Origin of the sequence: Rahnella sp. ChDrAdgB13 (assembly GCF_017655185.1) — a bacterium.
Taxonomy (GTDB): domain Bacteria; phylum Pseudomonadota; class Gammaproteobacteria; order Enterobacterales; family Enterobacteriaceae; genus Rahnella; species Rahnella contaminans.
This window is the reverse complement of sequence record NZ_JAEMGT010000092.1, coordinates 1-23,023: the sequence shown is the minus strand read 5'-3', so window position 1 is coordinate 23,023 and position 23,023 is coordinate 1. Positions and strand designations below refer to the sequence as shown.

20 protein-coding genes are annotated in these 23,023 nt (G+C 50.0%); 8 read left to right on the top strand and 12 right to left on the bottom strand.

What is annotated here, in order from left to right:
• Positions 1-3: 3 nt before the first annotated feature.
• Positions 4-3,156: an efflux RND transporter permease subunit gene (locus J8X26_RS21030; RefSeq protein ID WP_208951850.1), complete on the top strand. Its 3,153-nt coding sequence runs from the start codon at positions 4-6 to the stop codon at positions 3,154-3,156.
• 96 nt (positions 3,157-3,252) lie between these two features.
• On the opposite strand, the gene J8X26_RS21025 is transcribed toward J8X26_RS21030, so the two are convergent.
• Positions 3,253-3,738 carry an Rrf2 family transcriptional regulator gene (locus J8X26_RS21025; protein ID WP_152328055.1) on the bottom strand — a complete coding sequence of 162 codons (486 nt, stop codon included), beginning with the start codon at positions 3,736-3,738 and terminating at the stop codon, positions 3,253-3,255.
• Positions 3,739-4,138: 400 nt separating this feature from the next.
• Here J8X26_RS21025 and J8X26_RS21020 point away from each other — a divergent pair, with 400 nt between their 5' ends.
• Complete coding sequence (locus tag J8X26_RS21020; RefSeq protein WP_165060480.1) at positions 4,139-4,408, top strand: DUF3761 domain-containing protein; 270 nt, start codon at positions 4,139-4,141, stop codon at positions 4,406-4,408.
• 86 nt (positions 4,409-4,494) lie between these two features.
• Here J8X26_RS21020 and ompC read toward each other — a convergent pair whose 3' ends face one another.
• The 3 genes from ompC to J8X26_RS21005 form a co-directional block, all read right to left on the bottom strand.
• The gene (gene ompC / locus J8X26_RS21015) at positions 4,495-5,634 is read right to left on the bottom strand and encodes a porin OmpC (RefSeq protein WP_208951849.1); all 1,140 of its coding nucleotides are present in this window, start codon (positions 5,632-5,634) and stop codon (positions 4,495-4,497) included.
• A 613-nt stretch (positions 5,635-6,247) separates the two neighbouring features.
• Positions 6,248-6,436: a hypothetical protein gene (locus J8X26_RS21010; RefSeq protein ID WP_152328052.1), complete on the bottom strand. Its 189-nt coding sequence runs from the start codon at positions 6,434-6,436 to the stop codon at positions 6,248-6,250.
• A 153-nt stretch (positions 6,437-6,589) separates the two neighbouring features.
• Positions 6,590-7,000: a hypothetical protein gene (locus tag J8X26_RS21005; protein WP_152328051.1), complete on the bottom strand. Its 411-nt coding sequence runs from the start codon at positions 6,998-7,000 to the stop codon at positions 6,590-6,592.
• 228 nt (positions 7,001-7,228) lie between these two features.
• On the opposite strand from J8X26_RS21005, the gene J8X26_RS21000 reads away from it, so the two are divergent.
• Positions 7,229-8,008, top strand: coding sequence for a (S)-acetoin forming diacetyl reductase (locus J8X26_RS21000; protein WP_152328050.1), 780 nt, complete (start codon positions 7,229-7,231; stop codon positions 8,006-8,008).
• Positions 8,009-8,073: 65 nt separating this feature from the next.
• Here the strand turns inward: J8X26_RS21000 and J8X26_RS20995 are convergent, their stop codons facing one another.
• The 4 genes from J8X26_RS20995 to J8X26_RS20980 form a co-directional block, all read right to left on the bottom strand.
• Positions 8,074-8,940, bottom strand: a complete 867-nt coding sequence (locus J8X26_RS20995) for a helix-turn-helix domain-containing protein (RefSeq protein ID WP_208951848.1) — start codon at positions 8,938-8,940, stop codon at positions 8,074-8,076.
• 35 nt (positions 8,941-8,975) lie between these two features.
• On the bottom strand, positions 8,976-9,311 hold the full coding sequence (locus J8X26_RS20990) for an SMR family transporter (protein WP_152328048.1): 336 nt from the start codon (positions 9,309-9,311) through the stop codon (positions 8,976-8,978).
• Positions 9,304-9,921 (bottom strand): TetR family transcriptional regulator, encoded by a 618-nt coding sequence (locus J8X26_RS20985; RefSeq protein ID WP_152328063.1) that lies wholly within the window; start codon positions 9,919-9,921, stop codon positions 9,304-9,306. The genes J8X26_RS20990 and J8X26_RS20985 overlap by 8 nt, the downstream gene beginning before the upstream one ends.
• 173 nt (positions 9,922-10,094) lie before the next feature.
• Complete coding sequence (locus J8X26_RS20980; protein ID WP_244370751.1) at positions 10,095-11,693, bottom strand: tannase/feruloyl esterase family alpha/beta hydrolase; 1,599 nt, start codon at positions 11,691-11,693, stop codon at positions 10,095-10,097.
• Positions 11,694-12,006: 313 nt separating this feature from the next.
• Here J8X26_RS20980 and J8X26_RS20975 point away from each other — a divergent pair, with 313 nt between their 5' ends.
• Positions 12,007-12,174: a YhfL family protein gene (locus J8X26_RS20975; protein ID WP_152328047.1), complete on the top strand. Its 168-nt coding sequence runs from the start codon at positions 12,007-12,009 to the stop codon at positions 12,172-12,174.
• Positions 12,175-12,382: 208 nt separating this feature from the next.
• Here the strand turns inward: J8X26_RS20975 and ovoA are convergent, their stop codons facing one another.
• A complete protein-coding gene (gene ovoA / locus J8X26_RS20970) occupies positions 12,383-14,524 on the bottom strand; it encodes a 5-histidylcysteine sulfoxide synthase (protein ID WP_152328061.1) in 2,142 nt (713 codons plus the stop codon).
• 145 nt (positions 14,525-14,669) lie between these two features.
• Positions 14,670-15,785 carry a tyrosine-type recombinase/integrase gene (locus tag J8X26_RS20965; RefSeq protein ID WP_374101297.1) on the bottom strand — a complete coding sequence of 372 codons (1,116 nt, stop codon included), beginning with the start codon at positions 15,783-15,785 and terminating at the stop codon, positions 14,670-14,672.
• Between the two features lie 390 nt (positions 15,786-16,175).
• On the opposite strand from J8X26_RS20965, the gene J8X26_RS20960 reads away from it, so the two are divergent.
• A complete protein-coding gene (locus tag J8X26_RS20960) occupies positions 16,176-17,723 on the top strand; it encodes a methyl-accepting chemotaxis protein (protein WP_208951847.1) in 1,548 nt (515 codons plus the stop codon).
• A gap of 62 nt (positions 17,724-17,785) precedes the next feature.
• Here the strand turns inward: J8X26_RS20960 and J8X26_RS20955 are convergent, their stop codons facing one another.
• Together J8X26_RS20955 and J8X26_RS20950 are read right to left on the bottom strand one after the other, a co-directional pair.
• Positions 17,786-18,334 carry a GNAT family N-acetyltransferase gene (locus J8X26_RS20955; RefSeq protein WP_208951846.1) on the bottom strand — a complete coding sequence of 183 codons (549 nt, stop codon included), beginning with the start codon at positions 18,332-18,334 and terminating at the stop codon, positions 17,786-17,788.
• A gap of 150 nt (positions 18,335-18,484) precedes the next feature.
• Entirely contained in the window at positions 18,485-20,032 is a 1,548-nt protein-coding gene (locus J8X26_RS20950; RefSeq protein ID WP_208951845.1) for a methyl-accepting chemotaxis protein, read from the bottom strand.
• On the opposite strand from J8X26_RS20950, the gene J8X26_RS20945 reads away from it, so the two are divergent.
• The 3 genes from J8X26_RS20945 to tssC all read left to right on the top strand — a co-directional run bounded on the left by J8X26_RS20945 (position 19,956) and on the right by tssC (position 22,970).
• Entirely contained in the window at positions 19,956-20,216 is a 261-nt protein-coding gene (locus J8X26_RS20945) for a hypothetical protein (RefSeq protein ID WP_208951882.1), read from the top strand. The genes J8X26_RS20950 and J8X26_RS20945 overlap by 77 nt on opposite strands.
• A 680-nt stretch (positions 20,217-20,896) precedes the next feature.
• The gene (tssB, locus tag J8X26_RS20940; RefSeq protein ID WP_152328043.1) at positions 20,897-21,394 is read left to right on the top strand and encodes a type VI secretion system contractile sheath small subunit; all 498 of its coding nucleotides are present in this window, start codon (positions 20,897-20,899) and stop codon (positions 21,392-21,394) included.
• Between the two features lie 28 nt (positions 21,395-21,422).
• Positions 21,423-22,970 carry a type VI secretion system contractile sheath large subunit gene (gene tssC / locus J8X26_RS20935; RefSeq protein ID WP_208951844.1) on the top strand — a complete coding sequence of 516 codons (1,548 nt, stop codon included), beginning with the start codon at positions 21,423-21,425 and terminating at the stop codon, positions 22,968-22,970.
• Positions 22,971-23,023: the final 53 nt, after the last annotated feature.

Sequence of the window (23,023 nt, the reverse complement as noted above, 5' to 3'; positions counted from 1 at the left end):
CTCATGGACTTTTCCCGCTTTTTCATCGATCGGCCAATATTTGCGGCTGTTTTGTCGATTTTAATTCTGGTCACCGGGGCGATTGCCATTCCCCTGCTGCCGGTCAGCGAATACCCGAATGTGGTGCCACCGAGTGTGCAGGTTCGCGCTGAATATCCGGGCGCCAACCCGAAAGTGATTGCTGAAACCGTGGCGACGCCATTGGAAGAAGCTATCAACGGCGTTGAAAACATGGTGTACATGAAATCTGTCGCCGGTTCAGACGGCGTGCTGGTGACGACTGTGACCTTCCGTCCGGGCACTGATCCGGATCAGGCCCAGGTTCAGGTGCAGAACCGCGTGGCGCAGGCCGAAGCGCGTCTGCCGGAGGATGTGCGCCGTCAGGGCGTGACCACGCAGAAGCAGTCGCCGACGTTAACGCTGGTGGTGCATCTGGTGTCGCCGAACGGTAAATACGACTCGTTGTATCTGAGCAACTACGCCACGCTGAAAGTGAAAGATGAGCTTGCACGCCTGCCTGGCGTCGGTCAGATTCAGATTTTCGGTGCGGGTGAATACGCGATGCGCGTGTGGCTCGATCCGAACAAAGTCGCGGCGCGTGGTCTGACGGCATCTGACGTCGTGAAAGCGATGCAGGAGCAAAACGTGCAGGTTTCTGCTGGCCAGCTGGGCGCAGAACCTATGCCGAAAGATAGCGATTATTTGCTGTCTATCAATGCGCAGGGCCGTCTGAAAGATGAAGACGAATTCGGCAAAATCATCCTGAAAAGTGGTGAAAATGGCGAAATCGTCCGTCTTCGTGACGTCGCACGTATCGAAATGGGTTCCGGCAGTTACGCCCTGCGCTCGCAGCTCAATAATAAGGATGCGGTCGGGATTGGTATATTCCAGTCGCCGGGCGCGAATGCGATTGATTTGTCCGACGCCGTGCGTGCAAAAATGGCCGAGCTGTCGACGCGTTTCCCGGAAGGTATGACATGGCGCGCGCCGTATGACCCGACCGTGTTTGTCCGTGATTCCATCAGCGCCGTGGTTCATACGCTGCTGGAAGCCGTGGTGCTGGTCGTGCTGGTGGTGATTCTGTTCCTGCAAACCTGGCGTGCGTCGATCATTCCGTTGCTGGCCGTACCGATTTCGGTGATCGGGACATTCAGCATTTTGTATCTGCTCGGCTTCTCGCTTAACACGCTCAGTTTGTTCGGGCTGGTTCTGGCGATAGGGATAGTGGTCGACGATGCCATCGTGGTGGTGGAAAACGTCGAACGTAATATTGAGGAAGGTTTAGCGCCACGGGAGGCCGCGCATCAGGCCATGCGGGAAGTTTCCGGGCCAATTGTGGCGATTGCGCTGGTGCTGTGCGCGGTGTTCGTACCGATGGCATTCCTTTCCGGCGTGACCGGTCAGTTCTATAAACAGTTTGCGGTGACGATTGCAATTTCTACCGTGATTTCAGCCATCAACTCACTGACGCTTTCCCCTGCTCTGGCGGCGTTATTGCTGAAAGCGCACGGTGCGCCGAAGGATATGCCCTCGCGTCTGATTGACCGGTTATTTGGGTGGATCTTCCGGCCGTTCAACCGCTTCTTTAATGCCAGTTCGCATAAGTATCAGAATGCGGTATCGAAAACGTTGGGTCGCCGCGGCGCGGTATTTGGTGTTTACGTTCTGCTGCTTTGCGCCGCGGCATTTATGTTTAAAGCGGTGCCCGGCGGATTTATTCCGACGCAGGACAAACTGTATCTGATTGCCGGTGTGAAAATGCCGGAAGGGTCTTCCTTGTCGCGCACTGATGCGGTGATCCGCAAAATCAGCGCTATGGGGTTAAGTACGGACGGCGTAATTGATGCGGTGGCCTTCCCCGGCCTGAATGCGCTGCAGTTTACCAATACGCCAAACACCGGGACGGTATTCTTCGCCCTGAAACCGATGAGCGAACGTACCCGTACGGCGGCGCAGATTAACGCGGAAATCAATGCCAAAATCTCGCAGATTCAGGAAGGGTTTGCCTTCTCGATTATGCCACCGCCGATCCTTGGATTAGGCCAGGGGTCGGGTTATTCGCTCTACGTGCAGGATCGCGCGGGGCTGGGATACGGTGCGTTGCAAACGGCGATCAATACGATGTCCGGTGCCATCATGCAAACGCCGGGAATGGGCTACCCGATTTCCTCTTATCAGGCCAACTTGCCGCAGCTTGATGCGCATATCGACCGTGATAAAGCCAAGGCTCAGGGCGTTTCACTGGATGAGTTATTCAGTACGTTGCAGGTTTATCTCGGTTCGTCGTACATCAATGACTTCAACCGTTTTGGCCGTACCTGGAAAGTAATGGCGCAGGCCGATGGCCAGTTCCGTGACAGCGTGGAAGATATCGGCAATCTGCGTACACGTAATGATAAAGGTGAAATGGTGCCAATTGGCAGCATGCTCAACATCACCACCACCTACGGACCTGACCCGGTAATCCGTTATAACGGTTATCCGGCGGCAGATCTGATTGGCGATGCTGACCCGCGCATTCTCTCTTCGGCGCAGGCAATGACCGAGCTGACCGCGATGTCGAAAAATCTGCTGCCAAACGGAATGAATATCGAATGGACGGATCTGAGTTACCAGCAATCTACTCAGGGCAATGCGGCGCTGATCGTCTTCCCGATGTCTGTTCTGCTGGCGTTCCTGGTGCTCGCTGCGTTGTACGAAAGCTGGACGCTGCCACTGGCGGTGATCCTGATTGTGCCAATGACGATGCTTTCCGCGCTGTTTGGCGTCTGGCTGACCGGCGGCGATAATAACGTCTTCGTGCAAGTCGGGCTGGTGGTTCTGATGGGGCTGGCCTGTAAGAACGCCATCCTGATTGTCGAGTTCGCCCGCGAACTGGAAATGCAGGGCAAAGGGATTATCGAGTCCGCCCTCGAAGCGTGCCGCCTGCGTCTGCGCCCTATCGTCATGACGTCGATTGCGTTCATCGCGGGGACCATTCCGCTGATTCTCGGCCACGGTGCCGGTGCGGAAGTGCGTGGCGTGACCGGGATTACCGTGTTCTCCGGTATGTTAGGTGTGACTCTATTCGGGCTGTTCCTGACGCCGGTGTTTTATGTCGCACTGCGCAAGCTGGTGACGCGTAAGAAAGCAGTGCTGGAAACGCAGACGGTCTGATATCACTGCACTAAATCCAGACAGCAAAAAGCCGGGAAATCTCCCGGCTTTTTTATGTTTGGAATTCACGCTACGAGTAAAAATGCTTTCTGCGGTTTACTTGGAGCAGGAAACATTCTCTGCGTGTTCTGCGACCAGATCTTTGGTGCATTTGTACTTGCCGCCGCGTTCGAACTCCGCCAGCGCATCCGCCACGGTATGGTGGGCTAAAACCTGAAGCGAGGCTTCTTCGGCTTCATTGACGATATTTTTGAAATATGTACAGGCATTGGCGCTGACCACGCAGCGGGCCGGAACATCAGGCCGCGCAGCCCAGAGGCGCTTATCTTCAATGACCGCGCAGTAAATATCGCGCAGGGAGATTTCTTCCGCCGGACGTCCGAGATTAATAGAGCCGGTACGACCAAGAGTGGAAACAATAATGCCGTGCTGAGTCAGCGGCACCATCAGTTTGCGGATAAAACTGGAGTTGGCTTCCAGACCCGTTGCTAAAATCGCACTGGTGCAGCGCTGTCCAGCCTTTTGGGACTGAGCGATACAAAACACCATCTGCATAGCTGTCGGAAAGCGATAATCTAACATGTCATTGTCCTGAGAAACCAAGTCTTAGGTAAAACACCGTATCACAGAGAAATAGCCCTGTACGTGATCTGGTCAATAATATACCAAATACTCCGTCGGTTGTACATGCGATTTATCAATAGATTTCAATCATGTAGAGCACAAATCGCTTAATAATCAGCCCTGGTTATTTATGGTTTTCACCTCTTTAAATTCAAGCGCTTGAGAGATTTTTCAGTAGGATCAGGCAAGGATTTATCGTCTTTTTACACGAATCTTAACCAAAATTTTACGCGGGCAGGAAAATGGTTAAAGCACCTCATTTATACACGTCATTAATGGTTAAATATCAGGATTGCATCGCTGTAAACGGAGAGTACGCTTTGCGCACACTTTCTTATCACCGGATGATAACAACATCATGCGATTATTCGCTTGTTTAATAATCACTGGCATTCTGCTTTTTCAGCCCGCACTGGCAAAACAAACTAATTCACAGGATAGCGAACTTATAGAACAAGGAGATTATATTAATTCTGACGGGCAAAGCGTCCATAAACCGGCACACAGTAAATCTGGGAATGTCCCAGAAGGTGCTTCTGCGCAATGTCGTGACGGAACTTATAGTTTCAGTACACATCATCGCGGAACCTGTTCGCGCCACGGCGGTGTTGCGCAGTGGTTAGAATAATAAATATTCCTATGGATTTAAATGTAAAAAAACCCATCCGGAGATGGGTTTTTATTGCTCCTAATATTCAGGTTAACGCTGAATAATTAGAACTGGTAGACCATGCCTACACCAACAACATCATCGGTAGAGATGCCCTGGTTTGTATAGAAGTCATCATCGTTGTCCAGCAGGTTGATTTTATAATCAACATACGCAGACATATTTTTGTTGAAGTAGTAGTAAGAACCGACAGAAACGTATTTAACCAGATCTTTATCGTTGTCTTTACCGCCGTTGCCGTTGTTAAGATCTTTACCTTTAGATTGCAGGTAGGAAACTTCCGGGCGCAGACCGAAGTCAAACTGATATTGTGCGGTTACTTCAAAGTTCTGAGTTTTATTTGCAATATCGCTGTCACCATATGGCGTCATATTCCGTGTTTCGGAATATATGGTGGCCAGATAAACGCTGTTAGCATCGTATTTCGCGCCAATCGTCCAGACGTCAGCTTTATCCCCACGGTTGTCAGCAGACTGATCATTGGTACGGTCAGAAGAGGCATACGCTGCACCAGCGCTGATGCCCATACCGAAATCATAAGTTGTGGATAACCCGTAACCGTCACCATTTTGATGGCGAACATCACGACCATTGTTGGTACCTTCTCCTAATGCATGGTAACCATCAACGCCTTCGTTGTTGTTATCACCATCATTAGCGCCCTGATATTGCACTGCAAAATTCAGGCCATTCACTGCGCCAAAGAAGTTAGAGTTACGGTAAGTTGCAACGCCATTAGCACGGCCGACCATGAAGTTGTCGGTGTTGGTGTAAGAGTCACCGCCGAACACTGGCAGCATATCGGTCCAGGCTTCTACGTCGTAAACTACGCCGTAATTGCGGCCGTAATCGAATGAACCGTAGTCACCGAATTTCAGACCCGCAAAACCCAGACGGGTTGCATTGCCAGCTGTGCCACTGCTTTCTGTATTATTTGCCTGAACGTTATATTCCCACTGACCGTAACCGATCAGTTGAGTTGTAATCTGAGTTTCACCTTTAAAGCCTACGCGGACGTAAGTTTCGTCACCATCGTCGCCAGCATTATCAGAGAATTGATGACGCGCATCGACTTTACCGTACAGGTCAAGTTTATTGCCGTCTTTGTTATAAATCTCAGCTGAATGCGCTGCGCCTGCCACCAGTAATGCTGGAATAATAAGAGCCAGTGCTTTTAATTTCATGACGTCATTCCTTTATCATTTAATTGAATACTTAAATTTATTATATGTACTTTATTAATGAGTTGGTGCTCGCACTAATACTACCTATATAGTTCCCTTGTTTTGTAGGAGAATTATTGTTTTTGGCTTTATTATTTATTGCTAAATATTTCAAAGGTATTTAATTATATGTTCTGTGAATATTAAAAACCAAACCATATAAATAATATATTTAAAATAAAGAATAACTTTGTGGTAAATTAATTCCCGATTTGCAGAATCATCACTGCAATTCAATTTCCCCTTCCTTGGTTTTAATTATTCGCATTAACTTGCCGTGGTCCCTGTCAACGGCCTTATTATTGCCCCGCCTGACTGCGGGGCTTTTTTTTGCATAAAAAAACCCATAACCGGCGAAAGTTATGGGCTCAACAAATGAGAGAGAACTAAAATTTCTACGACGAGGTCAGAGAGACTTTCCACAACAACCTTCATACCTGATGCTACAGCTACGCTGTCCACACAACGCAACGGCAACACCAACTATTCAGGGTACAGCTTTGCACTATCAGGAGAAGATTCGCCGTTGCACAGTTCATTCCAATAACTGAAGCGCAATAAGCGAATATAACGGTCAGGAGCGGCGAAACCACGCCGGGTCTGTGTTCCCCACATCAATGCCGTAAAGGCACCCTGTAGCCAGAAAACTCTCCAGCAGACGCGATGTGTCCTGCGTCTTTTCTTCAGTCTGATCCTTCACCTTGCGATGAGTGATGCGCTGCCATAACGAGCGTTGCTCAGTAGTTTGTGCAGTCGTTGACATACAGGCCTCCGGTTGATCATTACGTCTGTTTAAAAAATCAGACAGACATTGTCTGCCGCTGGAATGACTTCAGTTAACCGTTTCTGCAGTGCGATTTGAACCAACGATTTATGCTTTGCTTTCTCATTAATAGAATAAAGCAGAATCCCTTCCCTATTCCCTCAGCCAGACACCTTCACAGAACAGTTTTGCACAAGCGAGGCTGTTTTGGTGGCGCTGCGCCGGGCTGGCCGCCTGATGTGCGAGCTGTACCAGCATGCCGGTGAAACACTGCGCCAGAAGTTCAGCCGGAATATCATTACGAAACAGTCTGTCCTGCTGACTGAACGCCAGATTTTTTGAAATGACAGCGGTGAGCATCGCCTGAGTTTCCGGCCCTTCCGGGGGTAACAGAAAAACGCTCTGCGTCAGATTGTTATCTTCAGCGAGAAAGTTCAGCAATTTGCGAAAACTCAGCGCCATGCGATCCAAAACCTGATTCTCAGCTACCTGGGGTGCTAACTGTAGCGATTGCGCCAATACGATCAGGCGTTCCCGGAAAGTTGCACTGTCTGACTCTGTCATTCCAACATCCTTTATTGCGTTCGGTTTATGCATTCTACCCGACTCCGTTCGAAATTCTGACGCTCACTGACTATTAGTGTGAGTACAGTTAATTACGGTGGCTAACATTTGCACATGCAGACTCAGAGGCGTAAACCAGTACGGAGCTCACGCAAAGGTACCGGGCTGGTCTGGCCGTGCCTTGCGCGCAGCACCTGAAAAGAAACCGAATACATAGAGGATAGTGGTATGTCTAAAAATGGAAAAGTGGCTTTAGTAACAGGTGGCGGTCAGGGGATTGGCCGTGCAATTGCGCTTCGTCTGGCGAAAGATGGATTTGCTGTTGCGGTTGTGGATTACAACGGGGAAACAGCGAAGAAAGTTGCCGAAGAAATTAATCATGCCGGCGGTAAAGCAATTGCTCAGCTGGCAGATGTTTCAAACCGCGAACAGGTTTTTGCCGCCGTTGAGGCTGCAACAAAACAGCTCGGCGGTTTTGATGTCATCGTGAATAATGCCGGGATCGCGCCGACAACGTTGATCGAAGACATCACGCCGGAAATTGTCGATAAAGTCTATAACATCAATGTGAAAGGCGTTATCTGGGGGATCCAGGCGGCGGTGAAAGCGTTCAAATCCCTGGGGCATGGCGGCAAAATCATTAATGCTTCTTCTCAGGCGGGCCATGTCGGTAACCCTGAACTGGCAATCTACAGTTCCAGCAAATTTGCCGTGCGCGGGTTGACACAAACCGCAGCGCGCGATCTGGCTTCTCTGGGAATTACCGTAAACGCCTATTGCCCGGGCATCGTGAAAACGCCGATGTGGGAAGAAATTGACCGCCAGGTTTCTGCGGCCGCAGGTCAGCCTGTTGGCTACGGTACGAAGGAGTTTGCGAAAAACATCACTCTGAAACGTCTTTCAGAGCCAGAAGATGTCGCCGCCTGCGTCTCCTACCTTGCTGGCCCGGACTCCGATTATATGACCGGTCAGGCGTTACTGATTGACGGTGGTATGGTCTTTAATTAACGGGATGTATTTTCCCTTGCAAGCCTCTCATTCGGGAGGCTTTTGTGTTTTTGCAAGTGTAGAAATCAGTGTCGGGCCAGCGGAATGTAATATTCGCAAGTCACACCGTTTAGTGCAGATTCGCGCGAGTATTTTTCCAGATCCGGCTGCATGATGAATTCCAGACCAAGCGTCGGCAAAAATACTGAATACAAATACAGTATGAAATCATTCAGGCGGCTGAGATCATAAGGATAACGGATCTTCAGATAACGGCTGGCGGGCACCATAATGTCATGGTTATCGCTGATCTTCACTTCATGAGCGACCGTATAATCCATCTGTAATGCATTGGCGACTTCATCATTCGTATCAGGACGACAATCGGATAAGCCCCAGACCGGCGCGAGGAGTGATTCCGGCGTTTCCAGATAGCGTAACAGTTCGGCACGATGTACGTGATTTTTGGCGTTAAACAGCGCTTCAATCGGATAAGAATGCGTTGAAGTCTGGCCCTCGAATGCCATTTCCGGCAATTCTACAATTTCATATTCAGGCGGTGGAAACTCATCCAAGGTCAGCGGTGCCGTGATGCCACTCATGGTCCACGATGCATTCCGGCGGTACATTCCCGGCGTTTCAGCAAAGTTCTTTTTGAACGAACGGGTGAACGTCTGCTGAGAATCGTAAGAGTAATACAGCGAAATATCGAGGATCGGCATATTGGTCAGCCGCAAAGCAATCGCGGCCATCGTCAGACGACGGTCACGAATGTATTTGCCCAGCGCGAAACCTGTTTTACTTTTAAACAGACGCTGAAGATACCAGGGAGAATAACCGGTTTTCTTCGAGGCTTTTTCCATGGTCAGACGATCACTTAAGTTGACTTCGATCCAATAGAGTAACTCTTTGATCAAGTCATCATGGAAATCAGGTTTTTGTTCGCTCTGCAAAATGAACTCCCTGTGCTGCGATAAAGTCGCCATAGTTAGTGCGCGACCGATTTTGAAAACACGTTCACGACAATCACGCCCGCGATGATAAGCCCGAGGCCAATCATTGCCGGGGTATCCAGCTTTTGCCCGTAACCAAACCAGCCAATGGCGGAGACCAGGACAATACCAACGCCGGACCAGATCGCGTATGCAATACCGGTCGGCAGGGTTTTCAGGGTCAGAGACAATAAAAAGATGGCAATCGTGTAGCCCAGCAATGTGACAACGCTTGGCCACAAACGGGTAAATCCTTCAGAACTTTTCAGGCTGCTGGTCGCAATAACCTCGGCAATAATCGCCAGGCCGAGCAGCAAATAAGTTTTAAACATCAGAGGTTTCCTTACATCCAGCTTCACTGACATACAACTCATTCTGGATGGCGCGGTGTAAATTGTATTCCGCACACTGACTGGTTAACCCGAGCGTTTCGAGACGCGACATGGCATCCATGCTGCTGCTCAGACCAATCAGCCTCCAGGATATATGCTCCGGGGATTCGCCTTTGGAGAATTCTCCTTTCTGGCGACCGAATTCAATCGCATCAGATACCAGTTCGTGCCAGTCGGCCACAGACAGCGCAAAAGCTGCTTTCATCAGCGGCTCTTGTTCAGTCAGCAACATGGCCTCATGCCAGAGCGGAATAGCCATCAGCGACTGATCATCCTGGGGATCAATCAACAGCAGGTTGAGCCGTTCCCGGGCGGTCATCTGCTGACTTCTTTCCAGTAACTGTTCTTTCAGGATCTTCATCACCTGCGTATAGGCTTGCGCGCGAAGTTCTCCTGCGCTGGAAAAATGATGATGAACCTGACCGGTTGCGGCCCCCGCTTCCTGAGCAACACGGCGCACCGTGGTGGCAGCCAATCCTTCATAGCGCGCAACCCGTGCGGCGGCTTCAAGAATGGTTGTCTTGCGCGCTTCTTTACAGAGATAGGCCACTTGAAAAATCCGAAGGTGAAGAGACAGCAGAGGATAATGCCAAGACTTGGACGGATGTTCAAGTTTTTTGAGAACGTTCATTCACCTGTGATTATATATAGGTAAATTAGCTTGCATTTGATCAGAAAGGAGTACCCGCTATATGGTGAATATTTATACAGTGGCCGGTGTACTTAATCAGTTGTACACACGAAACTCGAAGCAGATTTTGTGTCTCCCTGCCCTTTATATTTGGGAAACTGCGGATATTCGCACAGCGGCATTTCACGACCGGCAGTGGTTTTATTGGTATCAATCATGATCTGCTGGCCAGGATCGATGCCGTGATCCACCCACTTATCGAGCGTGCCGAGGGAATCCCAGCTCACGCGGAACGGGCCGCTGCTATGGGTAAATCCGGGGGCAAGATAGAATCGCGCAAACTGATGCAATTCTTTTCCCCCAAACCGCGCTTTAAGCTTCTCGTAATAAGCCAGCGTATTTCCCGGTGGCACCGCCATGTCTGCCGTGCCGTGCATCAGCAGCAATTTTCCACCGTGCTGAACGAATGCGCTGATATCTGCATTGTCATTATCGACCTGAGACGCCAGTTCTTTCAGCCGTGTTGAATGTTGCGCGGGATTAAATTGCAGGGAATCATAATCCGGCGAACGCATGACTTCATACCGCACTGCCTGATCGCCCATCATATATGGAAAGGAAATGATGATGTTCGATGAGGCCGGTTTTGGCTTATCAGCGCCCGAGCCGAACACGCTGACCAGCGCAGGGGCATCAGCGCCCAGCAAAATCGGCCAGGGCGCAAAGTGATCGCCGGTGGGTAAATTCACACCCAAGGACACCGGTTTACTCAGCATTTCCACCAAAGATAATTGCGCATCCGAAAGGCAAAGGTCACCGTTATCCTTGCCATCGTGACAACGTAACCTTTCCGGTTTAAAGGCTGCCCTGCACGCGTCCACATTGGCGACAATGCCGTCGGTCAGCCCGTCCAGTTTGTCACAGGCACTTAAAACGGAATTGGATATCAGCGCGGCTTTTGCCGGTGAAATCCAGGCTCCCGGCGTGTTGTAAACAGCCTGTCCGATACGAATTCCCGCCATATGCAGTTCGACAACGTTGTAAACCGGATGGATCGCAATAGCGCCGTCGTAATCGAGCGGATACCGCTGAATGGCGGCCAGCGCCTCATGGCCGCCCTGAGAGTTGCCCTGAAAATAGAGACGCGACGGTTTTCGGCCATAAGCCTGTTCAATAAGTGCCACCGCCACGTCGTGCGTTTTTTTAATCTGTGCCCCGGCAAAATTATTCCAGGCTTCCTCATTCAGCGTAAATGATGCGTCGGACACCCCACCCTGATGGCCGGAATCGCTGCCAAAGGTGGCATATCCTTGTTTCAGAGCGCCGGGTACGGACGCGGGCGCGAGTCGTGCGGTATCTGCCCCTTTTATGGCACCATCGAATCCACCGCCGCCAAGTTGAAGCGCCTTGCCATTCCAGACGAGTGGCAGATAAAGCTGGAACTGGATATCTGGCGCTTTCGGATCAACCGGTTTGATTTGCCCTTCGAGCTTGCAATGAGTTTCCACGGGCTGACCGGCAATCGCGACGGTCGTTATGACGGCCCCCCGCGTCGGAAGCCCAATGCGCAAAGCCGGAATATGCGTATTTTTCATGGCAACACATTGTGTTTCGGTCAATCCTGAAACGGATGCGGCGGAAACAGTACCGGCGATAAGCATTAAAAACAAACCAGGCAGAATCAATTTCATCAGAAGACGTGTGTCCTTAAGTCGCAGTAACGGCAGTGTGTCACTAAATCAGTGGCGATTGAAGCCCTGTTATTCCGTGAAATGTAGCTGGATTAGAAATTATTATTCCACCTAAACAATATTAATTATCTATGCGCCAATATGCAAATATACAGAAGAGTAATAACAAACTGATTTAATTAAATAATCTCATTAAATAAAATGAATAAACGAGATGTTTTATTTGTATGCGCAGACTTTTCCGGCGTATATTGCTGTCGTCGTCAGGTTCCTGAACGGCACTAATTACACTATTATTTTTAAAGGGATTTACATGAAAAATGTCATCAAGTTCGCACTTCTTTCTGCCTTAGTTGCCACTCTTTCTGGTTGTACCGGTAGCGTTTATAATAAAGAGAAAAACTGCGACTACACTTACTTACTTCACCCGGCCATTTCAATTTCTAAAATGATTGGCGGCTGTGGCCCGACGGATAAATAATCACACTTCATCACTTTTACGCTGACCGCCCTTTTCAGGGCGGTTTTTAAAACCTAAGTTTAGTTACAACATTCTTTGGGTTCATCAAATAAAAACAGCGGAAACTTCAATTCCTGCGTCAGATGCGTTCTTGCAGGATAAATGTCCAGATAAAAAACGGCCAATTTTCATGACCGTTTGATATTTGTTGACTGAAATCAGCAGAGTTTTATCGCTTACGCCACAACGTAAGTTCTGCCAACGTGTGTTGGAATTTGCGGGCTGTTTCGCGGATAACAAACGGAATATCCTGCGGTGCCTGAATTTCTTCAAAGTCGCTGGCCAGGAGACGACGCAAAGCCTGATGCGTTGTCACCGCTTCTCCGTTCTCGCGGAAACCGCCAAGCCAGTTTTGCTTCGGCGTGAATTCTTCCAACCAGGTATACGGCGAGGACAACATCAGCACCCCACCACTGCGGATCATCGGCGTGATATCTTTCAGAAAACACGCGGGTTCACGCAAACGGTCCAGTAAATTCGCGGCCAGAACCAGATCATACAGTTCGCCCTGCGGCTTCAGGTTACAGGCATCCCCCTGCACAAAACTCACGCGCCCGGTTTGCTCTGCATCGATATTCACTTCAGACAATGAGGCCTGACAATAATCGACCAGCTCACCCTCTTCCGGAATAACATAACGACAGGCTTCGCCGCGAGCCAGCGCTAAAGCAACATCAATAAATCGGGCCGAATAATCCATTCCGACAACAGAATCAAAATGTCGTGCCAGCTCGAAACTCGCGCGTCCGGTCGCACAACCTATGTCCAGCGCCCTTCCGCGCAAACCGACATTTTTCACTGCAATATCAACCAGTTGCTCAGCATAATTAGGCACATCGAAATGACGCGGCCCGTACTGAAAATCCAGATACTGCGCGATCAGGCCGTCCGTTTCGTAAGGATTCACCGTCTGTATTTCCTGATGACCGGATATCACATACCGGAAACCGGCGTGCTGGAAAAAGTGACGACGAAACGCATAACGCGAGGATTTCAGGGCTTCATTACCGGTAGAAATCCAGCTTCCGCCTTTAATCATCGAATGTTTGCCGTCAAATGTTGGCGTGGAAAAGTCATCATAAAGCGGATGCACGCGGAAACCTTCAAAGCCGCTGATCGGCGTGGACGCCCATTGCCACACATTCCCCACGATGTCGAAGAAATGCCCCTGCGCAAAATGGTCGACCGGGCATGACGACGCCCACCAGGCGAGGTTGATATTCCCCGGTGCAGTTTCCCAATCAGGCTGGTCCCCTTGTACCTGATTTCGCAAAATCATCCATTCAGCTTCCGTCGGCAACTGCACAGATTCGCCCGTTTGTGCCGCCTTCCAGCGACAAAATGCTGCCGCTTCCAGCTGATTCACTTCAACCGGCCAGTCCCACGGCATTGCCACTTCTTCGGTCATTAACCGAAGTTTCAGTTGCTCAGGTTCGGTTGCCGAACCGACCCAAAAAGTCGGCATTTCGGCCTGAGCAAAGTCCCGCCATCCGGCGCCTTCTTCATCCCACCATTTTGTGTCCTGATAACCGCCGCTTTCTACAAATGAGAAATACTCTGCGTTACTGACCAGCATTCTACTGGCGCTAAATGCCTGAATTTTATGTGTTACTGAACCGTATTCATTATCCCAGCCGTAAGTGTCGTCCTGCTTACCTAGCGTGACAACGTCACCTTTTATCGCCAGCGTTTCGTTTTCTGGTACGGTCTGACGGTCATGCCGGGCAATGTCGCATGCGGGCCAGTGCGGCTGCGGGGTGACCCAGCTCACCGGCAACTGACGGATCAGTACGCTGGAGGTTTCCAGATGAATACGTTCATGCTCGATGCCCATCAGAATCACCCATGCCGGGCTGTCCCAGCCAACGGGAAGCGTCAGCGGCATCGACTCAATAATGCCGAGAACTTCTTCGCGAACTTTGTCGCGGTATGCCCGTAAATTGCTGACAGTGGGCCAGTTATAATTCTGATCATCGAGATCGTCCCAGCTCATTTCGTCAACGCCGATCGCCAGCATCGCCTCGATATGGGAATCGATACGCTGCGGGATCAGCCCCGCCGCCATGAGTTTATTGATGTAAAAAGTAGCGGTATGGCCGAAATAGAAAATGAGCGGATGCCGCAGTGAAATCGCTTTAGTGAAATATGCACGTTCGTCGGTCAGGCAATCAAACAGGCTTTCATAGAGCTCCCATGTCTGAATAAAGTAAGCGCGAATTTCCTGACGCTTTTGTTCCGCGGTTCCGGTACTCAGCAGGATTGTCCGGGTCGGTTCGGGTAAACCGGCCAAGTTCGATTGTGGTGAATGCATCATAATTTCCTTAATCTTCTGGCAACGACGAACAATATCCAAGTGTAGCAGTTCAGCTTTGCAAACCGTGCCAGCGAAGGTTTGGGGCGTTGCCCGGCACGTTTACAAATGAAGAGGATTGAGCCTGAAATTCATTTAAGTGACGTTATCTTTCCATATAAAGCAGCGAAATTTCCGGAAGTTCCAGAAACTCGCCTTCATATTTGTGGCGTAAATCGAAGTAATCCGGGGCGTCAATAATGCCCTTTATATTGTCAGAAAATGCTTCGAGCGCTTGTTTCATCTGCGGTAAATAGTCGTGAGTGTCGTAAACCCGGTCGATGCCTTCCAGTGAGTGATTCATAATTTTGCGGGCAACATCGTTGGGGACATTGAGGGACGATAATTTGGAACGTGCAGTCCTGCGTAAATCGCGGGTCGAAAAAGCATCGATGCCCAGGCCACGCTCGGCGCGCAACATCCGACGGATCACCTGCGTAATTGCGCCTCTGGATAACGGTTTCTGTGCATCTTTCGGGGAAGGAACCAGCCAGGCACTGTCTTTCGGGCTGGCATCTAATAAGGCATTGATGCAAATAATCGCCAGCGGCGGCAGAGGCAGACTGTGATCGCGAGCTGATTTGTTTCGGGTGCCCTGCCGCCAGATGCCAATTCGCAAATTAAACTCGTCTTTCCGCGCGCGGATCACTTCATCCGGCCGTCTTGCGGTCAGCAAACACAGACGTAATGCCCACCGACATTGTTCTGAAATATCCCATAAATCAAGACCATGCCAGAACACCCATATCTCAGCATCGGTCAGCGCCCGTTCGCGCGGCGGTGTGTTACGGCCACCGACATCACGGCGTTTCATGGAACTCAGCGGCGAATGTGCCAGATAACCCTGTGTTTCTGCCCAACCAAAGAATTGCTTACACAGCGCAAAAACCCGTTTGGCTTCCGAAATTTTCCCTTCGGCCAGCAAAATATTGAACAACCGGTTCAGGCGCAGGCGCGAAATTTTGTTCAGCGGGACATCCCCGATCACCGGCAGCACATGTTTCATCAAAGAAGAGACGGCGATTTCCGGACGACGTCGGGTCAGCATCAGCGAAAGTCGGATCCAGATATTGATCACCTGCCGGACCGTCGCATTACCCTCTTCGTCAAAATCGTCCAGTTTCGCCAGCGGTGTCATTTTGACCTGCTGAAGATAGGCCAGAACGTGGCGGCCTACATTTTCGGCGGCAAAATCCGCTTCGACTTCTGTTCCTGAAACCACATTGCCCGCCCGCTGAATTCCATCAGAAAAATCACAGTGCGCAGTTATAGCAAGCCTGCGAAACAGAGGCAAAATGTTTGTGACTCCAGACCTATTAAGTCTGGAGTCACAGAAAGAATGAATAAAGAAAAATGAAGGAGTTATGACGGACATTGGCGCCTGAAGCATTGGTCATAAAAACAGCACACATAAAGATATAGCGCATATTTTCGACTGAACACATCGTTGTAGCTTATAAATTGGCGAAAATATCTCCCGTTTTGCCACCTGAATACATTAATTTCAATAACGTGCTTTCAGCCCTAAAGAAAATTTTGGTTATGCCGACATCTAAAGAGTTAAACCTCTTTTATCTCCTCCAAATCGCAGTCTGGCCATGGAAATGTCACTATGCGCAATAATCAACCTGTATCACAGCGGGAATATCAGTACCCGGACGACGCTACATTGATGTCAACGACTGACGCCGACAGCCATATTACCTATGCCAATGATGCTTTTATTGAAGTCAGCGGTTTTGCCAGTGAAGATATTATCGGTCAGCCCCACAATATTGTCCGGCATCCCGACATGCCGCCGTCGGCTTTCAAAGATATGTGGGCCACATTGCAGCAAGGTTTTCCCTGGACGGCGCTGGTAAAAAACCGCCGCAGAAACGGCGACCATTACTGGGTTCGGGCAAACGTGGTGCCGATTATTCGTGGCGGAAAAACTAAAGGCTATCTTTCTGTCCGGACCAAACCTACCGCGACCGAAATTTCTGACACTCAGGCGCTGTATGAGAAAATGAATCGTGGTGAACTGAACAACCGCCGGTTGTTCAGGGGCCTATTGATCCGCACCGGCATCACCCGTCCGTTTTCAATTTTAAAAACACTTTCGGTTCGCGGACGGATCCGCAGCGGGCTCTTTGTTTTATTCCTGCTTAACTCTCTGGCCGTTTCCACACTCACTGCGTTGCCATCGGCACAGTTGTATTCGGCGTATGCGCTCAGCACTTTTTTTGTTTTGCTTTTAGGCTTCTGGCTTGAATGGCAAATCACGCGCCCGGTCGAACAACTTTGTCATCAGACATTGCGGGTTGCCAGCGGGGCGAGTCATACGATCACGCCGATGGAACGCGTCGATGAAATAGGGATGACGCTGCGCTCGGTTGGCCAGCTCGGCTTGATCTGCCGGTGGATGGTGGACGACGTTAACGATCAGGCACACAAAGTTCGCACCGCCAGTGAATCTCTGGCAAACGGAAACGAAGCGCTGAGTCAGCGGACTGAACAGACCGCCACGAATGTTGGCGAGACTGCCGCCGCGATGAATGAAATGAGTGCGACCGTTGAAAGCAATACGCAAACGGCCGCCGAAGCCGATAAACTTTCGCTGACTGCCAGCGCCGCAGCGGAAAAAGGCAGTAACGCAATGCAGGGAGTTGTCGGCACAATGCAGGAAATCACTGACAGCTCGCAACAGATTGCGACCATCACCAATGTGATTGACGGCATTGCATTCCAGACCAATATTCTGGCGCTGAATGCGGCAGTCGAAGCTGCCCGCGCCGGAGAACAGGGAAAAGGATTTGCGGTGGTGGCCGGTGAAGTTCGCAGCCTGGCGCAACGAAGTGCAAGCGCCGCCAGCGAAATCAAAAGACTGATCGACACCAGTGTGGAGACTGTTGTATCGGGATCAAAGCAAGTCGATCAGGCCGGTAAAACGATGGCGGAAATTGTTTCTCAGGTGAGAAATGTCTCGTCGCTGATCGGGCAAATCCGTAACGCTACCAGCGAACAAAATCTGGGATTACTGGATATCGCCAAAGCCATCGAGGAACTCGACCGGATCACTCATCAGAATTCCCTTCAGGTTCAGGAAGGCGCACACGCTTCCACCGGTCTGAAACGACAGGCCGACCGGCTGGTGGAAGCCGTCGGCGTGTTCAGATAGTTTGTTGAAATTCGATCACGTTCAGCACCAGATACGGAGATTTCGCCGAATTTGGTGCTGGGTTATTTCCCGACTATGTTTCTGACCTCCCACTCTGACGCCAGCAAAGCATACAAATATTCACTGCACCATTCCCCTTTCAGAAAGCAGTTTTCCAGGAAACATCCTTCCCGCCGAAATCCTGCTGACTCGAATAACCGGTAACTGCCGTGATTGCGGATATCGGTAACGGCGTACACGCGGTGCTTTTTAAGATGGTCAAAAAGATATGCCAGCAACAGATTTAATGCGCTCTTTGCAATCCCTTTTCCCTGCCATTTCGGATCAAGCGTTATGCCCAGTTCCACCTGGTAGTCGTCGACAAAGTGCAGCCCGAAATCACCCACCATGCCGGACTCAGCGTGTTCGATCGCAATCTGAAACCAGTTATCCGGCGTACCAAAAGGAATTTCATTCATCTGTTCAAACAACAATTCCGCCTGCGGACGGGTGAAATATTCCCAACTTTGATAACGGGCAACAGCCGGATCCTGGCGATAACGGGTGAAAGCGTCGAGGTCGTCATGTTCAAAGTGACGCAGGCTGAGTAAAGGTGAGGCCAGTAAAGTCATGGAGTTTGCTCGTTATTATAAAAGACAATTCATCCGTTATATCAAAGTGTTATTCATTGTGGAACCGTTTCCTTATCAATAAAGAAGCCGGACATGGTTTTCCCTGTCCGGCCTGATTTATCATAATTCCCGATCAGTCCGCTGCCGGGCTCAGGCGTTCGCCAGCCTGAATGCAGAAACCGAACGGGTCAGATGAAGCACCTGCTCTTCCAGAGAAGCCGCCGCCGCCGCAGATTCCTGCACCAGCGCCGCATTCTGCCGAGTCACGCCGTCAATTTCTGTCACGGCCTGCTCAATCTGACTGATCCCCCGGCTTTGCTCATCGGACGCCGTCGAAATATGTTCCATCAGAACATCAACCTGCGTAACCGATGAAATAATTGCCGAAATAGATTCGCCGGTACGGGACACCTGATCCGACCCTTCCTTTATATTGGCAACCGATTCAGAAATCAGACTTTCGATTTCTTTTGCCGCCACCGCACTTCGCTGCGCGAGGCTGCGCACTTCGCTGGCGACCACTGCAAATCCGCGACCCTGTTCGCCAGCGCGTGCGGCTTCAACCGCGGCATTCAGCGCCAGAATATTGGTCTGGAAAGCGATGCTGTTGATGACGCCTGTAATGTCTTCGATCTTTTTAGAGCTGCTGTTAATGCGTCCCATAGTTCCGATCACGTCCTGCGCCACCTTCTCACCCGCGCGGGCATTTTTTACCGCTTCGCGCGTCAGACCGCTGGCCCGGCTGACGTTTTCGGTATTTTGTTTTACCGTCGCGCCCAGCTCTTCCATACTGGCGGCGGTTTGTGTCAGCGCCGCGGCCTGTTGTTCGGTACGCGAAGCCAGATCGATATTGCCTGCGGAAATTTCCTGCGACGCATGCGCGACGGTATGGCTGGTGTCACGTACCTGCCCGATAATTTGGGTCAGGGACTGGCGCATATGTTCCATCGACTGCATCAGTTCTTCAATTTCACTGCGGGAACTGTTTTTAAACGGTACCGGCGTATCGAGATAACCTTCTGCAATTTTGCGGCAATGATCGCGCGAGCTCAGCAGCGGAGTAAGAACAAAGCGCTTGAGTAATAACAACACACTAATAATGATGATCAGGAACAGCAAACCAAACGCAATCGTCAGCCCGATACCGAACTTGAAATTGCCCTGCGCGTCGCTGTTAAGATTTCTTGCGTACTGCTCATGCAGCGCCAGCACTTTATCCAGCACCACTTCGTACTGATGGTCCAGCTGAACCACCGCCGGGATCCGCGCTTTGAACTGCGCCTGATCGCCCGCTTTCGCCGCGTCAATCAACGGTTCGATCCCGTTCTGACGATAGTCCTGATAAGCCGTGCGGTAAGCCTCCGCCAGTGCATTTTCGCCCGGTAGTTTTGGTGCATTTATGTAAGCCTGAAATGCGGCGTCCGCTTTTCCCATCACTTCACTGACGCCGTCCAGAGAATGAGCAGACGGCTGGCCGCCGTTGTTTTCAATCTCCTTCATATATTCCATCACGCGAACACGCGAGGTACGGCTGTGGTTGATCGGGTCAATGATGGAAAGCACCACGCGGATTTCTTTATTCACGTCATCCAGAGACTGATTGCTCTGCGTCAGCAACCAGATGTTTGAAATCATGCTGGTAAAAAAGAGAGCAAAAAGAACAACTAAAACAAGCAAAGAAGACTTTTTAAGCGACATCAATACATTCTCAAAATGGGGCTGGAGTCTGTTTATCGGCAATTTGCACCAGATGTTTAACATTCTCATCGCCCTATCTGAAATTTGCGGCAGGATGATCGGTGTCTGCAATGGCTTCAGCGGGGTACACGACAGACTCAATCTGACTATTCAGAACAAGGCATTTTCCCTATTTTTGAAATGATCTTTCACGCCCCGATTAAGAAATATGTGATCAACCTCTTTTAAACGCGCTTTAACAGTCAATTTTTCTGACGGCCAGAAATCCGTAAATTACTGGGGGGTAAATATAATCACACCGATGAACAATAAATTCATACGGCATGAATAATTCACCACGCGAATATTCTTAGGAGAATAGGAGGAAAAATCTTATATTTGCTCTCTTTTCTCACCCTGTGCAAAATAAAAATTCATTGCGAAACTTTATATATTTTTTGAGGGTGGATTACCCATTCTTAAGAAATTTCTTACACTCCTCAACTTGTAAAGAAAATTACTGAAGTCAGAAAGCCTTAGCGCATGCGGCCCGCGGGGTTATATGAAGAAAATTCCTATATATCAATAAAATGATCTGTATCTTGCCATATCAAAATCTGTAACATTTATTTACATATTTAGTTTTCCTTAAAACACCTAATGTTTCTAAAATGCCGCCAACAGGTACTTATCTGAAATTTTATTTCCAGATAAATTCAAAAACACACTGCAAGATGTTCCCAAAAATATTTTGTCTCGCTTGTGACCCTGATTTAGTTGCACACCGACGTGCATAAAAAGGATGTTTTTTTGGCAGGGTTGCCAACCTTTCATTTATTTATGGATTCATTGGCAGCGTTTATCACTCCACAGTAAGGGATAGGCATGTCTAATAGCTTTCAGGAAGAAATACCCAAGGCTCGCGTCAATATTAAACTTGATTTACATACTGGCGGTGCCCAGAAGAAAGTCGAATTACCTTTAAAATTAATGGTAATGGGCGACTACAGCAATGGCAAAGAGACCCGTCCATTGTCAGAGCGTGAAAAAGTTAATATTAACAAAAATAACTTTAACAGTGTTCTGGCCGACTTTGGCCCGTCGCTCAACCTGACCGTGGAAAACACCCTGGCCGGCGATCGCAGCGAAGAAAGCGTCAGTCTCAACTTCAGAGAGATGAAAGATTTCGAGCCTGAACAGGTTGCACGCCAGATCCCACAACTGCGCGCGATGCTCGCTATGCGTAATTTATTACGTGACCTCAAATCCAACTTATTAGACAACGCCACTTTCCGCAAAGAACTCGAAGCCATCCTGAAAGATGACAATTTGAGCGATGACCTGCGTGCTGAACTGGCTGCTCTGGCTCCCCAGAATTCTTAACCCTTCCTGAACGGATTAACCCGAGACTATGCTGATGTCTGCTACTGAAAACAGTCAAGAAAGCCGCACAACCGTGCTGGAACATACCGACGCAGGAAGTGTTTATGCGTCATTGTTTGAAAAAATCAATCTGACTCCAGTTTCTGCACTGGGTGATGTTAATGCCTTCCAGGACGATCAGGCGCTGTCTGACGTCTCTACGGATGAACGTGTCACAGCGGCAGTTCAGGTCTTCCTGGAACGCCTGAAACAGTCCGGTCAGAAAGTTGAACGTCTGGACAAAACCTTGCTGGACGGCCACATCGCGATGCTCGACGAGCAAATCAGCCGCCAGCTGGACGAAGTCATGCACCACCCTGAATTCCAGCGTATGGAATCCGGCTGGCGTGGTCTGAAGTTCCTGGTAGACCGTACTGATTTCCGTCAGAACGTAAAAATTGAACTGCTGGACGTTTCTAAAGGCGACCTGCGTCAGGACTTCGAAGATTGCCCGGAGATCATTCAAAGTGGCCTCTACCGCCATACCTTCATCCAGGAATATGACACACCGGGCGGCGAGCCAATCGGTTCTGTGATCTCCAACTACGAGTTTGACGCCAGCCCGCAAGACGTCGCGCTGCTGCGCAATATCTCCAAAGTGTCTGCTGCGGCACATATGCCGTTTGTCGGTGCTGTCGGCCCTAAATTCTTCCTGAAAGATTCCATGGAAGAAGTGGCCGCCATCAAGGATATCGGCAACTACTTTGATCGTGCTGAATACATCAAATGGAAATCTTTCCGTGACTCCGATGACTCCCGCTATATCGGTCTGACCATGCCGCGCGTGCTGGGTCGTCTGCCATACGGGCCGGACACCGTGCCAGTTCGCAGCTTCAACTACGTTGAAGAAGTGAAAGGCCCGGATCACGAGAAATACCTGTGGACCAATGCATCTTTCGCGTTTGCAGCGAACATGGTGAAAAGCTTCATCAAAAACGGCTGGTGCGTACAGATCCGCGGCCCGCAGGCTGGCGGTGCAGTCACTGATCTGCCAATCCACTTGTATGATCTGGGCACCGGCAATCAGGTGAAAATCCCGTCTGAAGTGATGATCCCGGAAACCCGCGAATTTGAATTCGCCAATCTCGGCTTCATCCCGCTGTCTTACTACAAAAACCGTGATTACTCCTGCTTCTTCTCCGCGAACTCCGCACAGAAACCGGCACTGTATGACACGGCTGATGCTACCGCGAACAGCCGTATTAACGCGCGTCTGCCGTACATCTTCCTGCTGTCACGCATCGCGCATTACCTGAAACTGATTCAGCGTGAAAACATCGGCACCACCAAAGACCGCCGTTTGCTTGAGCTTGAGCTCAACACCTGGGTGCGCTCACTGGTGACTGAAATGACCGATCCTGGCGACGACCTGCAGGCTTCTCACCCGCTGCGCGACGCTAAAGTAACCGTAGAAGATATCGAAGATAACCCGGGCTTCTTCCGCGTGAAACTGTACGCCGTACCGCACTTCCAGGTGGAAGGTATGGACGTCAACCTGTCATTGGTTTCTCAGATGCCGAAGGGCTTTGTTGAATAAATCGAACTTTTGGCCGTAATCAGGATCAGATCACCACATTCCCGATCCTGTAG